The 14,651-nt window shown below is 60.2% G+C and carries 14 protein-coding genes; 5 read left to right on the forward strand and 9 right to left on the reverse strand.

All coding sequences use genetic code 11. The annotated features are described in order from the left end of the window. Positions 1-44: 44 nt before the first annotated feature. Positions 45-347 (forward strand): YaiY family protein, encoded by a 303-nt coding sequence (locus tag IB144_RS20700; protein WP_002890210.1) that lies wholly within the window; start codon positions 45-47, stop codon positions 345-347. On the opposite strand, the gene IB144_RS20705 is transcribed toward IB144_RS20700, so the two are convergent. From IB144_RS20705 to IB144_RS20715, 3 genes are all read right to left on the reverse strand, one after another. Then, positions 344-1,450, reverse strand: coding sequence for a DUF1615 domain-containing protein (locus IB144_RS20705; RefSeq protein ID WP_004183146.1), 1,107 nt, complete (start codon positions 1,448-1,450; stop codon positions 344-346). The two genes, IB144_RS20700 and IB144_RS20705, sit on opposite strands and share 4 nt — an antisense overlap. An 18-nt stretch (positions 1,451-1,468) precedes the next feature. Then, on the reverse strand, positions 1,469-2,689 hold the full coding sequence (gene sbmA, locus IB144_RS20710; protein ID WP_002890204.1) for a peptide antibiotic transporter SbmA: 1,221 nt from the start codon (positions 2,687-2,689) through the stop codon (positions 1,469-1,471). A 117-nt stretch (positions 2,690-2,806) separates the two neighbouring features. Further along, on the reverse strand, positions 2,807-3,319 hold the full coding sequence (locus IB144_RS20715) for an isochorismatase family protein (RefSeq protein WP_074177504.1): 513 nt from the start codon (positions 3,317-3,319) through the stop codon (positions 2,807-2,809). A gap of 219 nt (positions 3,320-3,538) precedes the next feature. Here IB144_RS20715 and ampH point away from each other — a divergent pair, with 219 nt between their 5' ends. From ampH to IB144_RS20735, 4 genes are all read left to right on the forward strand, one after another. Next, on the forward strand, positions 3,539-4,699 hold the full coding sequence (gene ampH, locus IB144_RS20720; protein WP_004178722.1) for a D-alanyl-D-alanine-carboxypeptidase/endopeptidase AmpH: 1,161 nt from the start codon (positions 3,539-3,541) through the stop codon (positions 4,697-4,699). 106 nt (positions 4,700-4,805) lie between these two features. After that, positions 4,806-5,780, forward strand: coding sequence for a porphobilinogen synthase (gene hemB / locus IB144_RS20725; RefSeq protein WP_002890201.1), 975 nt, complete (start codon positions 4,806-4,808; stop codon positions 5,778-5,780). A 255-nt stretch (positions 5,781-6,035) separates the two neighbouring features. Continuing rightward, on the forward strand, positions 6,036-6,527 hold the full coding sequence (locus tag IB144_RS20730; protein ID WP_004178721.1) for a transposase: 492 nt from the start codon (positions 6,036-6,038) through the stop codon (positions 6,525-6,527). Between the two features lie 180 nt (positions 6,528-6,707). Next, the gene (locus IB144_RS20735) at positions 6,708-8,426 is read left to right on the forward strand and encodes a GNAT family N-acyltransferase (protein ID WP_040215153.1); all 1,719 of its coding nucleotides are present in this window, start codon (positions 6,708-6,710) and stop codon (positions 8,424-8,426) included. Between the two features lie 162 nt (positions 8,427-8,588). Here the strand turns inward: IB144_RS20735 and tauD are convergent, their stop codons facing one another. The 6 genes from tauD to mmuP all read right to left on the reverse strand — a co-directional run bounded on the left by tauD (position 8,589) and on the right by mmuP (position 14,570). Next, entirely contained in the window at positions 8,589-9,440 is an 852-nt protein-coding gene (gene tauD / locus IB144_RS20740) for a taurine dioxygenase (RefSeq protein WP_004147277.1), read from the reverse strand. After that, positions 9,437-10,264 carry a taurine ABC transporter permease TauC gene (gene tauC, locus IB144_RS20745; protein ID WP_002890196.1) on the reverse strand — a complete coding sequence of 276 codons (828 nt, stop codon included), beginning with the start codon at positions 10,262-10,264 and terminating at the stop codon, positions 9,437-9,439. Before tauC ends, tauD begins: the two co-directional genes overlap by 4 nt. After that, positions 10,261-11,028, reverse strand: a complete 768-nt coding sequence (tauB, locus tag IB144_RS20750; RefSeq protein WP_004893960.1) for a taurine ABC transporter ATP-binding subunit — start codon at positions 11,026-11,028, stop codon at positions 10,261-10,263. Before tauB ends, tauC begins: the two co-directional genes overlap by 4 nt. Positions 11,029-11,039: 11 nt before the next feature. Next, entirely contained in the window at positions 11,040-12,002 is a 963-nt protein-coding gene (gene tauA, locus IB144_RS20755) for a taurine ABC transporter substrate-binding protein (protein ID WP_002890192.1), read from the reverse strand. A 239-nt stretch (positions 12,003-12,241) separates the two neighbouring features. After that, positions 12,242-13,174 (reverse strand): homocysteine S-methyltransferase, encoded by a 933-nt coding sequence (mmuM, locus tag IB144_RS20760; protein ID WP_004144601.1) that lies wholly within the window; start codon positions 13,172-13,174, stop codon positions 12,242-12,244. Then, complete coding sequence (gene mmuP / locus IB144_RS20765) at positions 13,161-14,570, reverse strand: S-methylmethionine permease (protein ID WP_002890161.1); 1,410 nt, start codon at positions 14,568-14,570, stop codon at positions 13,161-13,163. The genes mmuM and mmuP overlap by 14 nt, the downstream gene beginning before the upstream one ends. Positions 14,571-14,651 lie beyond the last annotated feature (81 nt).

Here is a 14,651-nt window from a genome sequence, read left to right on the forward strand (position 1 = left end):
ATAGAGCTGGAGAAAAAACCAGCAGCGCAGATGTGGGAGGGCCTATGGCTGAATTCAGTTTTTCAAAATCGCTTTTGGGAAATAAAAAAAGGGGCGCGCTGACCGGCAGCCATGTCGCCTACGGGCTGTTCGTGTTGATTTGCTGCTGGGCCGGCGCGCAGATGCTCAGCATGCTGATCCACGCCCCCGGGGTATTTGAACGCCTGATGCAAGCCCAGGACGCCAGCCGTCCGCAAGTCGACATCAGCCTCGCCGTGGGTACCCTCTTTGGTCTGATCCCTTTCCTGATCGGCTGCACGTTCATCGGGGTACTGGCGCTTATCGTGCGCTGGCGTCAGCGCCGTTAACGCCGCGCCATACAGTTTGCCCGCCGCTCATCAACCCGTTTCGCAAACCACGCCGTCGTCAGATTTCGGGTGATTTTTGGACTCTCCAGCTGGATCCCTGGCAACATCTCCCGCGGCAGGGTTTTGCCCGCTTTTTTCTCGGCGAGACGGAAAACCTGCTGATAGAGATCGGTCTTCTCAAACGCCAGGCTGTCGCCCTTTTTCAACTGACGATGGATCTCGCTGTCGCTCATCCCCAGCTGGCTCGCCAGGCGACGCACCGCCAGCTCGGTGCTGCCCGGCTCCTCGCTGTCGTAGCGGATAAGGTCGCCGTCGAGCGCCAGTTTTACCCCGCTGGCCTTCACCACCGCGTTCTGGAAGGCGGCGTTACGGCTGGCGTACCAGCCGGCGTTGAAGTCGGCAAAGCGGTACAATGGCGCACTATAACTGGCCGGATAGTTCAGCAGATGATAGGTGCCAAACCACAGGCCACCGCGCAGACTGAAGACCTCCTGGCGCACCGTGCCGTTCATTTTCCACGGGTAGCCGGAGGTGTGCTGCTCGGCAAAAGCAATGCTGACCTGCATCGGCCCCCCGGTGTGCACCGGGTTAAGGGAACCGAACAGCTTCTGCCCCATCGGCACCATCCCGATAAAGTCATCAAAAATGGCGCTCAACTGCTTTTCCGTCTTCACATTGTCCAGACGGTCGCTATAGCTTTTACCGTTTGGCGAGGTGATCTTCAGCGCGGTATGGACCAGAAACGGCGGAATGTGCATTTTTTCCGCCCGGCGGTCAATTTCCTGCCAGGCGATTTTATTCAGCCCCGGCACCACCGGATCGGACTGATAGTTAGACTCTTGCTGCGCGACCGCCAGCACCGAGCAGACGTTTTCTTCCGTCGGCGCCAGCTTCTGGCTGTCAAACGCGGTGGCGATGGCTTGCGCCCAGGCCTCCCGATCCTTGACGCTGGCCGGCATTTTCTGCCGCACTACCGACGCCACGTCAACAGGCTTCTCGCCCTCTTTCAGCGCCGGAGCCTGCTGGCTGGTACAGGCGCTCAGCGCCATGGCCGCCAGCAGCGTCAATGAAACGGGAATAATGCGCGATAAACGTGCGGCCATTATGCTTCCTTGTCTTGATTAACGTAATGTCGGGATCGCTTCCTGCAGCGGTTTGCCGTCCAGCTCGCGTTCAAAACTGCGCAGACGTTTGTAGATGGACATCAGTTCCACCAGCGTTGTCCACGAGCTGATCAGGTACTGGAACGAGCCGCGCACCTGGCCGAAGACGTTGGTAATTTGCGTCATCAGCCCGAGGGTAATCGTACCGGCAACGATCGACGGAAACAGCAGGAAAAGGCCGAAAACGTTATCCACCTGCAGATAGAGGATGCGGGCGATATTGAAATACATATAGTGGAAATAGAGACGGAAATAGTTGCGACGCACCGCGCGGAATAGCTCGCGCACCGTCGGTGGCGTGGCGCGAGTTTCATCGTCCTCGCCGTAAACCAGCTCTTTACGATAGGCCGCTTCCACGCGCTGGTTTTTAAACTCCAGGCCCGGCAGCTTAATCCCCACCACCGCCAGCAGGCCGGTCCCCATCAGCGACCAGACGATAGCGGCAATCACCAGGCCATACGGCAGATGGCCGACGATAGGCAGGTCGGGAACATGTTCGGAGAGCGTCACCAGCACCGGCAGGAAGGCGATCAGGGTCATCACCGCGTTGATAAAGCTCACGCCCATATCTTCGAGGGTGGAAGCAAAACGCATGGTATCTTCCTGCACACGCTGCGCGGCACCTTCGATATGGCGCAGATGCTGCCAGTGGGCCATATAGTGCTCGTTCATCGCCGTGCGCCAGCGGAAGACGTAGTGGCTGACGAAGAAGTTGTTCATCACGCCAATAATCACCGCGATGATCGCGATGCCGAGAAAGACGCCGATTTCCTGATAAAACTGGTTGATGCTGACCTTATGCGGGGTGGCCAGCGCGCTCTGGATCAGGTCGTAGAACGGCGCATACCAGGCGTTGATCGCCACCCCGACTTCTACCAGAAACCAGGTGACGAAGATGATGAGCGAGGTGCCGAGAATCGACCAGTACTGCCAGCGGTGCGGGCAGTAGACAAACCAGAACAGCGCGAACACGCCGACGCAAAACAGATAGTAAGCGTAGAACACCAGATAGTTGAGCGACCAGAAGCGCGCCGCGCTGATCGCCACATTTTGCGATGCCCCGGTGACCCGCAGCAGCCAGTCGCCGCCGCCCGCCTGCCAAAAGATCACGGCCAGCAGCGACCAGATAAAGGCAGAAATAAAAAACGGCCCCGGTTTGGGGAAAAAAGATTTAAACATCATTGTCTCCTGCTAACTGCTTATCGTTCTGCTATTGCTGTGTACGACGCATACGTCGGCCGCCGCGTGGATGAGCCCTCGCGGGACAGACGAATGATAAGACCGGATATCAACAGCTTAGTTCTGCTGCCATGCGTGCAGAATTGTTTCTGTGGGTTTCACCTGTAAAGGATTGCCAGGAATGGTCAGGGTACGCCACACCTCATTGTAGTGGGCGATAAGCGTCGCGGCCTGCGCGGCGGAGCGGTCGGCGGTGGTGTGGGCATCTTCCGCGATAACAATAACGTACCCGCGGCTGGCGCCATTTTTAATGGTGGTATCGAGGCAGTAGTCGGTGGCGCAGCCGCAGATGACGAACTGCTGAATCTCGTGTTCGTCCAGCACCTGCGCCAGCGAGGTGTGATAGAAGGCATCGCAGGCGGTTTTGGTGACATACAGCGCGCCAGCCGGCTGCTCCAGCTCAGGAAGCAGGGCGAAGCCTTCGCTGCCGGCTTCGAGGCCGCCGGCTTCATCATGCTGAATGAAAATAACCTTGTCCGCCGCGCGCACCAGACGATTAATTTGCGCGACGCAGCGCTCGCGCGCCAGACGCGGCGTGGCGAACACGCCGTTTTGCATATCCACGACCATCACTACCCGTTGAGCCGTCATTGTTCTCTCCCACGAACCTTCAGCCAAACGGTCATCATACGCGCCGGCGAAAAAAGCCGGTATCCGAAAGCGTAAAAAAGTCTTTTTTACGCACCGTTACCTTTTTCCTGCAGGAATGTCGTGAATCCCGCTTTGTTCTGCGCCACTTCGTAGTATAAATACCCTCTTCTTTTTTATTTATTTAATGGATGATCTCCGTTGAAACGTAGTTTGCTCATTTTTGCTGCGCTGTGCGCGGCGTCGTGGACCTCGGTGCAGGCCGCACAGCCTACCGTTGACCCGGTTTTCGCCTCGGATGTGGTCGATCGTTACGCCAATCATATCTACTACGGCAGCGGCGCCACCGGCATGGCGCTGGTGGTTATCGATGGCAATCAGCGTGTTTTTCGCAGCTTTGGCGAAACCCGCCCGGGGAATAATCAGCACCCGCAGCTCGACTCGGTGATCCGTATCGCCTCCCTCAGCAAACTGATGACCAGCGAGATGCTGGTGAAGCTGCTCGACCAGGGGGTGGTGAAACTCAACGATCCGCTGAGCAAATACGCCCCGCCGGGCGCCCGGGTGCCTGACTGGCAGGGAAAACCAATCACCCTGGTTAACCTCGCGACCCATACCAGCGCCCTGCCGCGCGAGCAGCCTGGCGGCGCCGCTCATCGTCCGGTGTTTGTCTGGCCGACCCGCCAGCAGCGCTGGAACTGGCTCTCTACCGCGACCCTGAAGACCGCGCCGGGCTCGCAGGCCGCCTACTCCAATCTGGCCTTCGATTTACTGGCGGACGCGCTCTCCACCGCCGCCGGCAAACCGTATCCGCAGCTGTTTGAAGAACAGATCACCCGGCCGCTGGGGATGAAGGACACCACCTTTACCCCGTCACCGGATCAGTGCCAGCGGCTGATGATCCCGGAAAAAGGCGCCAGCCCATGCAACAACACCCTGGCGGCGATCGGCAGCGGCGGAGTCTACTCGACGCCGGGGGATATGATGCGCTGGATGCAGCAGTTCCTGTCATCCGATTTCTATACCCGCAGCCAGCAGGCCGACCGGATGCAGACGCTGATTTATCAGCGTAACCAGCTGACCCGGGTGATTGGTATGGACGTGCCGGGCCGCGCAGACGCGCTGGGCCTCGGCTGGGTGTATATGAAGCCGAAGAACGGCCATCCGGGGATTATTCAGAAAACCGGCGGCGGCGGCGGGTTTATCACCTATATGGCGATGAATCCGCAGGCTAACGTTGGCGCCTTTGTGGTGGTAACCCGCTCGCCGTTAACCCGCTTCAACAATATGAGCGATGGCATCAACGACCTGGTCAGCGAGCTGAGCGGCGCACAGCCCAACATGCAGACGGCCAGCCAGTAAGCCCGGGGAAGGTTTCGCCGATGCGCCATAACGATCGTTTTGGCGAAACATCCCGCTGCCATTTCAGTTACACTATCGTCTTTCATTTCACAAAATCAGGCAAACCATGACAGATTTAATCACTCGCCCCCGCCGCCTGCGTCAATCCGCTGCGCTGCGCGCCCTGTTTGAAGAGACAACACTGAGTTTGAACGACCTGGTGTTGCCGATCTTTGTTGAAGAAGAAATTGATGATTACAAAGCGATAGAGGCCATGCCCGGCGTGATGCGCATTCCGGAAAAATATCTGGCGCGCGAGATCGAACGCATCGCCAACGCCGGGATCCGCTCGGTGATGACCTTTGGTATTTCTCATCACACCGATGCCACCGGCAGCGATACCTGGAATGAAAATGGTCTGGTGGCGCGTATGTCGCGGATTTGTAAGTCCACGGTGCCGGAGATGATCGTCATGTCCGATACCTGCTTCTGCGAATATACCTCCCACGGCCACTGCGGCGTGCTGTGCGACCACGGGGTGGATAACGACGCGACCCTGGAAAACCTCGGCAAACAGGCCGTTGTCGCCGCCGCCGCGGGGGCGGATTTCATCGCTCCTTCCGCCGCGATGGACGGTCAGGTGCAGGCGATTCGCCGCTCGCTGGACGCCGCCGGCTTCACCAATACGGCGATCATGTCCTACTCGACCAAGTTCGCTTCTTCCTTCTACGGTCCGTTCCGCGAAGCGGCCGGTACCGCGCTGAAGGGCGATCGGAAAACCTATCAGATGAGCCCGATGAATCGCCGGGAGGCCATTCGCGAGTCGCTGCTCGATGAAGCCCAGGGCGCCGACTGCCTGATGGTGAAACCGGCTGGCGCCTACCTGGATATTCTGCGCGATATCCGCGAACGCAGCGATCTGCCGCTCGGCGCCTATCAGGTCAGCGGGGAGTACGCGATGATCAAATTCGCTGCCCAGGCGGGCGCTATCGATGAAGAGAAAGTGGTTCTGGAAAGTCTCGGCGCTATCAAACGCGCAGGCGCCGACCTGATCTTCAGCTATTTCGCCCTCGATCTGGCCGAGAAAAAGATCCTCCGTTAAACCCGCCCCTCCCCGGTGGCGCTGCGCTTACCGGGGCTACCAAACCTCATCTCCGGTGCGCTGTATTTATCGCGACCACCACACCGTAGCCCGGATAAGGCGCTTGCGCCGCTATCCGGGGACAGGCGCTAACCAATATCTGTAGCTAAAACTTTGCGCGCCGCTTTCCACCTTCTGCGCCTTCTCCTTGGCGTACCGGATTTCGCCTTCTAACGTGTTAAACCACATCATAAATACCGAATTCCAGGAGATCCTGTGGTGGCTTATCGACGTTATTACATTAAGGGGGGAACCTGGTTCTTCACTGTTAACCTTAAAGACCGTAGAAGCATGCACCTAACTGAAAACATAGAATTATTGCGCTACTCTGTCGCCGTTGTTAAACAACATCGCCCCTTTATTATTGATGCCTGGGTGGTGTTGCCTGAACATCTGCATTGCATCTGGACACTACCTCATAATGATGACGATTTTTCTTCACGCTGGAGAGATATCAAAGGCTGTTTTAGCAGAACGTTAAAACGACAACCCCTCTGGCAACCGCGCTTCTGGGAGCATGCCATACGCGATGAAGATGATTACCGCCGACACGTTGATTACATCCATATCAATCCACTTAAGCATGGCTGGGTCACCCGGGTGATCGATTGGCCATTTTCAACCTTTCATCGCGATGTCCAGCGCGGGCTATATCCCCCAAATTGGGCTGGCGATAGCTTTGATCTTAGCTGCGGTGAACGCCGATAGCCTCTCCCCGGTGGCGCTGACGCTTACCGGGGCTACAAATCGGCGCCAACCGTAGCCCGGATAAGGCGCTTGCGCCGCTATCCGGGGAACCTCGCTTGCTGCGACCGAAACTTCACCCAACTGTAATCTGAACGACATCTCCACCTTCTACTGTCTGGGCAGGACGGAGGAGGAGCCACTATGTTTAGTCTCGACAACGTACTCGATGACCTGTGGCCTCAGGCGAGGCCCGCCCCCTGGCAAAAGAAACTGTTAAAAAAGCTATTTTATGAGGAAGAGTTTCAACAATTTGCCGACCGTCACCGCCACCTGAAGGGGCTTGATACGGTCGAACAGGTGCTGGAATACCTCAATATCCGCTGCGCCATCCCGGCGCACGATCTCGAACAAATCCCCGAATATGGCCCGCTGGTCATTATCGCCAACCACCCCACCGGCACCCTCGACGGCCTGGCGCTCCTGTATGCGGTATCCCGCGTGCGCCGCGATGTCAAAGTGGTCACCAACCGCATGCTCACCCACCTTGAGCCCCTGAGCTCGCTGTTTATCCCGGTAGATAATATTCATGGCCGCACCGCTAAAGCGGCGCTGCAGCAGATGGACCAGCAGCTGCAGGCCGGCGGGGTGCTGATCTTCTTCCCGGCGGGGGAAGTCTCCCGTCTGACCCGCCACGGTATCCGCGATAAAAAATGGCACTCCGGCTTTATTAAGCTGGCGGCAAAATACCGTGCCCCGCTGCTGCCGGCGTGGATTAACGCCCGCAACAGCGCCCTGTTTTACGCCAGCACGCTGATATCAGACAACCTGCCGCTGCTCCTGCTGATGCAGCAGATGTTTCGCCGGCGCAACAGCAGCCTGCCGGTGCGTATCGGCCAGCAGATCCCCTGGTCGAACTGGTTCGATGCGCAGTCCAGCGCTCGCGAGCTTACCGGCCGCTGCTATCAGCACCTTGAACAGCTGCGCAAAGGGCTGCCGGGGCGGTTTAAAACCGAAAGCGCCATCGCCCGTCCGGAAGACCGGGCGCTGCTCAAACGCGAACTGCACAAGGCCGAATGCCTGGGCCGCACCGCCGATGGCAAAGTGATTTACCTCTGGCAGCGCAACGGCCAGGAGGACGCGCCGCTGCTGCGCGAGCTGGGACGTCTGCGGGAAATCGCCTTCCGCGCGGTCGGGGAAGGCAGCGGCAAAAGGCGGGATATCGACGGGTATGACGACGACTATCTACATCTGATCCTGTGGGATGAAGAAGACCTCGAGATCGTCGGCGCTTACCGCTTTATGCCGACGACCATCCAGCTGGCAAAGCGCGGCCTGGAGGGGATCTACAGTTACAGTCTGTTCCATTACGACGGGCGGATGGACGATGTCCTGCAGCACGGCATTGAGCTGGGGCGCAGCTTTATCCAGCCGCGCTACTGGGGGCGTCGCGGGCTGGACTACCTGTGGTCCGGCATCGGCGCTTATCTGGCGCGCTATCCGCACTATCGCTATCTGTTTGGTCCAGTGTCGATTTCTGGCGGATTGCCGCCCGCCGCCCGCGATCTGCTGGTGGCATTCTACCGGCTGTGGTTCCCGGCGACGCATCCGCTGGCGGAGTCGCGTCGCCCTTATCCGGCGTCGCTGCCCGACGTGCTGGCGCAGTTTGGCGGGGAGGATTACAACGACGACCTGGCCCGGCTGAAGTCCCTGCTCGGCAACCTCGGCTGCGCGATCCCCCCGCTGTATAAGCAGTACTCGGAAGTGTGCGAGCCGGGCGGCGTGCAGTTTATCGATTTCGGCAGCGACCCGGATTTCAACAACTGCGTGGATGGTCTGGTGCTGGTGGATCTCACCTACCTGAAGGCCAATCGCTACCAGCGCTATATTGGCGCACATCTGGGTGCGCAAAAATCGGCATAAAAGCTTTTTCCCGGCTTGCGGCGCGTTGCGCCTTAGCCGGGCTATGGTTCACCGTTTCCGACGGTTCGGTAGTCCGGAAAAGGCGAGTCAGGCGACGCCTCCGGGAAGCAGCGGGCAATGTTCTCCGCGGCTCGCGGCTGATGCCTTAACCGGCTACAAGCCTTACCCCGCCCGGTAATACGGCTTATCGCCGAGGATCGTCGCCCGGTGCATGATCCGCCGCTGCGGCAGATAGTCGGCGTTGGCGTAATGCTGCGTCACCCGGTTATCCCAGATAGCGACATCGTTCGGCTGCCAGCGCCAGCGCACCTGAAACTCCGGTTTAGTGACATGAGCAAACAGGAAGTTCAGCAGCGCTGCGCTCTCTTTCTCACTCACCTCGACAATTCGCGTGGTAAAGCCTTCATTAACGAACAGCGCCTGCTTGCCGGTCACCGGGTGGGTACGCACCACCGGGTGCAGCAGCGGCGGATGCTTCGCCACCGCTTCCTGCCAGCGCCGATGCTCGGCTTCGGTCTTGTTGTACTTATACTCCTGGAACGATTTGCGGAAATCGTGTTCGGCATGCAGGCCGCTCAGCAGCTGCCGGAAGGGTTCTGACAGCGCTTCCCAGGCGGCGATGCCGCTGGTCCACAGGGTGTCCCCGCCGGTCGTCGGCAGCTCTTTCGCCGCCAGAATGGCGCCGGCGGGCGGCGTGTCGATAAAGGTGACATCGGTATGCCAGTTGTCATTATCCGGCGGATTATCGTTGTGGGTATCGAGGACGATAATCTCCTCCACCCCTGGGGCATGAGGGTAGACCGGATGGATATGCAGGTCGCCAAACCGCAGCGCCAGGTCGCGCTGTTGCGCCGGGGTGATATTCTGCTCGCGCAGGAATACCACCTGATGACGCAGCACCGCGTGATACAGCTGTTCAAACTGGTTGTCGCTCAGCGGACGGGTTAAATCCGCCCCGCTCACCTGCGCGCCAATATAGGGCCCCAGCGGGGTAATGCTCAGACGTTCACTCATTGTACTTCTCCATGCCAGGGCGTCAGGCGCCGCTGCAGCGCGCGCAGACCCAGTTCCAGTAAAAAGGCGATAATGGCAATCACCGCGATCCCCGCCAGCACCACATCGGTGGCGAGAAACTCGCCGGCAGACTGCACCATAAATCCTAATCCGCGGGTGGCGGCGATCAGCTCAGCGGCCACCAGCGTTGACCAGCCCACCCCGAGACCAATGCGCAGCCCGGTGAGGATCTCCGGCAGCGCGCCGGGCAGGATCACCAGCCACAGCACCTGCGCCCGGCTGGCGCCAAGCGAACGAGCGGCGCGAATCCGCACCTGCTGCGCGCTTTTTACCCCTGCCAGCGCCGACATGGCTACCGGCGCGAAAATCGCCAGGTAGATCAGCAGGATCTTCGAGGTTTCACCGATGCCAAACCAGATCACCATCAGCGGTAGGTAGGCCAGCGGCGGCACCGGACGATAGAGTTCGATCAGCGGGTCGAGGATCCCGCGCACCGTCGAGTTGAGCCCCATGGCGATCCCCACCGGTACGCCAATAAGCACTGCCGCCAGCAGGGCGATAACGATCCGCGTCAGGCTCGCCGCCAGGTGCTGCCAGAGCGTCGCATCCATAAAGCCCTGCGGCCCGGCGATGGTGATAAGCTTCTGCAGCACCTGGCCCGGCGGCGGCAGAAACAGCGGACTAATCAGCTGCAACGCCGCGACCGCCCACCAGACGGCCAGCAGCACCGCCAGGGTCGCCACGCTGAGGGTGAGCTCACGGGAGAGCGGCCAGCGCCACTTCAGCGTCGACTGACGCGGTTTGTCGTTCAGTACCACGCTCATGAGAAAGCCTCCCGTTGGTCAAACACCCGGCTCAGAATGTATTCCCGCTGTTCAATAAAGCGCGGGTCGGATTTAATGCTGCGGCAGGATTCGCCCGCGACAAAGCGACGGCTGAAATCAAGTCGCAGCCTCTCCACCACCCGTCCCGGCCCCGGCGACAGCAGCACCAGCTCGGTCGCCATGAAGATGGCCTCTTCAATATCATGGGTGATCAGCAGCACCTGTTTGCCGGTCTCATGCCACAGTTTCAGCAGCAGCGTCTGCATCTGCTCGCGGGTAAAGGCGTCAAGCGCGCCGAAGGGCTCATCCAGCAGCAACAGCTGCGGATTCGCCGCCAGCGCCCGGGCGATGCCCACCCGCTGGCGTTGACCGCCGGACAGTTGCCAGATAAAGCGCTTTTCCGCCCCTTCGAGCCCCACCTTCTTCAGCATCTGCGCCGCCGCTTGCCGGCGCTGCGCTTTATCCACGCCCGCCAGCTGGAGGCCTAGCGCCACGTTATCCTGCACATTGCGCCACGGCAGCAGACCTTCATTCTGGAAGACCACCCCGCGCTCTGCGCCCGGCCCGGTCACCCGCTGACCTTCGAGGGTGATGCTGCCGTGCTGATAGGGCACGAATCCGGCAATCAGGTTCAGCAGGGTAGTTTTACCGCAGCCCGAAGGCCCCAGCACCACCAACAGCTCCCCACTCTCCAGCGTCAGGTTGATATCCGCCAGCGCCGGTTTACCGCCGTAGTCGGCGGAAAGATGCGAGATTTGCAGCATCGCCGCCTCCTTTACTTCACAAAGCGGTCAGTAACGTACTGACGATAATCGGTTCCCGCCGCAGGCACTTTGCCCTGCTCTTTCAGGAAGCGCGCGGTATCGACGATGGCCTGATTGACCGGCCCGTTCAGCGCCTGCGCCTGCTCAGCGGCGGTGAGATAGGTATTGCCCTTCACCAGCCCGGGGACATCGGCTTCCGGCACGCCGCTCAGGCGCGCCAGCTTGCTGATGTTGTCCGGCTGTTTTAGCCATGCCTCCGGGTTGGCGATGTAGGGCTGCTGGGCGTCGATGGCGCTTTTAGCAAACGCTTTGACGATCTCCGGATGCTGCTCGGCGAAGTCCTTACGGACCACCCAGACGTCAAGGGTCGGCGCGCCCCACTCCCCAACCTGAGAAGAATCGGTCAGCACCTTGCCCTCTTTTTCCAGTTCGTTAACCGCTGGCGCCCAGACGTAAGCGCCATCGATATCCCCGCGCTGCCAGGCGGCGATAATCGCCGGCGGCTGCAGGTTAATAATCTGTACCTGGCCCGGCTTGATGCCCCAGTGTTTGAGCGCCGACAGCAGGCTGTAGTGGGTGGTGGAGATAAACGGCACGGCGATGCGCTTGCCGATCAGATCTTCCGGTTTGGTAATGCTCTTCTTCACCACCAGCGCTTCGGAGTTGCCGAGCTTTGAGGCAAGCAGGAACACTTCAATCGGCACCTGCTGGCTGGCGGCCACCGCCAGCGGGCTGGAGCCAATATTACCGATCTGCACATCGCCGGAGGCCAGGGCGCGTACCACGCTGGCGCCGCTGTCAAATTTCCGCCAGTCGACGGTCGCCCCGCTGGTTTTGGCGAAGGTGTTGTCCGCCTGGGCGACTTTCGCCGGCTCAGCGGAGGTTTGATACGCCACGGTAACGTTGACCGCCTGCGCCTGGAAGGCGGCGACAGCCAGCGCCGCCAGAAGAGTAATTCGCGATGTGAATGCCATAATGTCTGCTTCCCCTGAGTTGTTATAGGTGCAGTATTTCCGGCATCAGGATGGAGATGAAGTAATTAAAAATTCTGGCTAATAGCGAATCGTTTTTAGAACAAAAGCGGGAAAGGATAGTTGGTTTTGTGCGGTGAGTTAGTGGCAGATGGTTGGCGCCGGGCGGCGGCTACGCCTTACCCAGCATCCGGTTCGCGCAATATGTAGGCCGGGTAAGCGCAGCGCCACCCGGCAAAAATTTAGCGCTTCGCGTTAAGCGCGGCGATGTCCTTCGGCGTGGTGCGGCAGCAGCCGCCGATCAGCTTCGCCCCGGCCGCCAGCCACTGCGGCAGATAATCCGCCAGGCTGGCGCAGGCTTCGCCATGATGGTGCCAGGTCTTGCTCACCGCATCATAATGTTCGCCGGAGTTAGGATAGACCACCAGCGGCAGGGCCGTCAGGCTGTGCAAATGCGCCAGCGCCGCGGGCGTATTTTCCAGCGCGATACAGTTGATCCCCACCGCCACCACCTGCGGGTTATCCGCCAGGGCGGCCATCACCTCGCGCAGCGGCGTGCCGTCGCTGAGATGTTCGGCGTCGCGCAGCGTGAAGGAGTACCAGGCGCGGGCGCGGGGATACTCCTGCAGCAGGGCCGCCAGGGCCTGGATCTCAGCGAATGACGGCAGGGTTTCACAGGCCAGCAGGTCGGCGCCGGCATCCAGCAGCGCTTCGACGCGCGGGCGGTGGAAGGCCTGGAACTCTGCCGCGCTGCGCTGATAATCGCCGCGATACTCCGAGCCGTCGGCGAGAAACGCGCCATACGGCCCCACCGAACCGGCCACCAGCAGCGTACCGGCCTGCGGGTTCTCGGCGAGGTACGCCTCGCGCGCTTTGCGCGCCAGCTCGACGCTTTTGCCGATTAGCGCACGGGACTGCGCCTCATCCAGCCCGCGCGCGGCAAAGCCCGCCGGAGTGGCCTGATAGCTGGCGGTGATCGCCACCTGCGCCCCGGCGCGAAAGTAGTCGAGATGCACATCGCGGATCAGCTGCGGGTTCTCCAGCAGCACTTTCGCCGACCACAGGCTGTCGGCCAGATCGCAGCCGCGGGCCTCCAGCTCGGTGGCCATGGCGCCGTCCAGCAGCACGAAAGGCTGGGCGGCAAGCAGGGCAGTAAACGGATTAGTCTGCGACATGTTGGGGCTCCTGAGTCATATTCCGTGAACGAGTAAGATACCAGGCACCATAGCACAGGGCCACAAAGGGGATCCCGCACCACAGCGCAATTCTCTGGCTCGGGTCAAAAGCGAGGCCCACGCAGGCCACCAGGCACAGCACAAAGCCCAGAACGGGCACCACCGGATACCAGGGAGCGCGATACTGCAGATCGCTCAGCGCCTTACCCTGCTGCAGATGGCGGCGGCGGAACATAAAGTGCGAGGCGCAGATGCTCAACCACACCGCCACCACCGCAAAACCGGAGATCGCCGACAGCGCGACAAACACCGTATCTGGCGCCACCACGCTGGAGAACAGCGCCAGCACGCCGCCCAGCATACTCACCGACAGGGCGGTCACCGGCACGCCCCGTTTATTGACTTTGGCAAAGCAGGCCGGCAGCGTCTTCTCGTTCGACAGCGACCACAGCATCCGCCCGGAAGCGTACAGGCCGGAGTTAGCCGCCGACAGGATCGCCGTCAGGATCACGAAGTTGAACATGTCCGCCGCATAAGGGATGCCCACCTTCTCAAACACCAGCACGAAGGGGCTTTTCTCCACTCCCGCCTGCTGCATCGGGATCAGCGCCGCCAGCACAAACACGGTGCCGATAAAGAAAATAATCAGCCGGGCGATGGTGGTGCGGATGGCAACCGGAATAACCTTATGCGGGTTTTCCGTCTCTCCGGCGGCAATGCCGATAAGCTCCGTCCCGGAGAAGGCGAAGTTCACCGCCACCATGGTCATCAGGATCGGCAGGCCGCCGTGCGGGAACCAGCCTTCGGCGGTGATATTGCGCAGGCCCGGCGCCGGGGAGCCATCCTGCATCGGAATGATGCCGAAAATGGCCGCGCCGCCGAGAATAATAAACGCGACGATGGTGATCACTTTCACCAGCGAGAACCAGAACTCGCCTTCGGCGAAGAAGCGCGTCGAAATGATGTTAAGGCCGAAGATCACTGCGCAGAACACCACGCACCAGATCCAGACCGGCACCTGCGGGAACCAGTACTGCATGCAGAATCCCGCCGCGGTGAAGCTCGACCCCAGCGCCACCGTCCACGTTAGCCAGTAGAGCCACGCCACGGTATAGCCCGTCGCCGGGCCAAGATAGCGCGCCGCGTAAACGTGGAAGGCGCCGGTCTCTGGCATCGCCACCGACAGTTCGCCAAGGCACTGCATCACCAGCCAGACCACCAGGGCGCCAATCAGATACGCCAGCAGCGTCCCGGCCGCGCCGGTGGTGGAGATGATATAGCCGGTATTAAAGAATAAGCCGGTGCCAATCACGCCGCCGAGCGACAGCATGATCAGATGGCGCGTTTTCATGGTGCGCTTCAGCTGCCCACCTTGTTGTTGTGTTGTGCTTTGCATTTTATTTTCTCACGCCAGCCCGCTTGCCCGGGTCATGATGCGTATAAACGTATAGACATCTAAACATCCAAAAGAAGAAGT

The sequence above is a fragment of the Klebsiella sp. K4 genome, assembly GCF_014596785.2.
GTDB classification, from domain to species: Bacteria; Pseudomonadota; Gammaproteobacteria; order Enterobacterales; family Enterobacteriaceae; genus Klebsiella; species Klebsiella pneumoniae.

What these genes read in the sequence shown, in the direction of transcription:
- mmuM (WP_004144601.1), bottom strand. Translation starts at nt 13,174, where the DNA reads ATGTCGCAGACTAATCCGTTTACTGCCCTGCTTGCCGCCCAGCCTTTC.
- IB144_RS20715 (WP_074177504.1), bottom strand. Translation starts at nt 3,319, where the DNA reads ATGGTCGTGGATATGCAAAACGGCGTGTTCGCCACGCCGCGTCTGGCG.
- sbmA (WP_002890204.1), bottom strand. Translation starts at nt 2,689, where the DNA reads ATGTTTAAATCTTTTTTCCCCAAACCGGGGCCGTTTTTTATTTCTGCC.
- IB144_RS20700 (WP_002890210.1), top strand. Translation starts at nt 45, where the DNA reads ATGGCTGAATTCAGTTTTTCAAAATCGCTTTTGGGAAATAAAAAAAGG.
- IB144_RS20705 (WP_004183146.1), bottom strand. Translation starts at nt 1,450, where the DNA reads ATGGCCGCACGTTTATCGCGCATTATTCCCGTTTCATTGACGCTGCTG.
- hemB (WP_002890201.1), top strand. Translation starts at nt 4,806, where the DNA reads ATGACAGATTTAATCACTCGCCCCCGCCGCCTGCGTCAATCCGCTGCG.
- tauD (WP_004147277.1), bottom strand. Translation starts at nt 9,440, where the DNA reads ATGAGTGAACGTCTGAGCATTACCCCGCTGGGGCCCTATATTGGCGCG.
- tauB (WP_004893960.1), bottom strand. Translation starts at nt 11,028, where the DNA reads ATGCTGCAAATCTCGCATCTTTCCGCCGACTACGGCGGTAAACCGGCG.
- IB144_RS20735 (WP_040215153.1), top strand. Translation starts at nt 6,708, where the DNA reads ATGTTTAGTCTCGACAACGTACTCGATGACCTGTGGCCTCAGGCGAGG.
- tauC (WP_002890196.1), bottom strand. Translation starts at nt 10,264, where the DNA reads ATGAGCGTGGTACTGAACGACAAACCGCGTCAGTCGACGCTGAAGTGG.
- mmuP (WP_002890161.1), bottom strand. Translation starts at nt 14,570, where the DNA reads ATGCAAAGCACAACACAACAACAAGGTGGGCAGCTGAAGCGCACCATG.
- tauA (WP_002890192.1), bottom strand. Translation starts at nt 12,002, where the DNA reads ATGGCATTCACATCGCGAATTACTCTTCTGGCGGCGCTGGCTGTCGCC.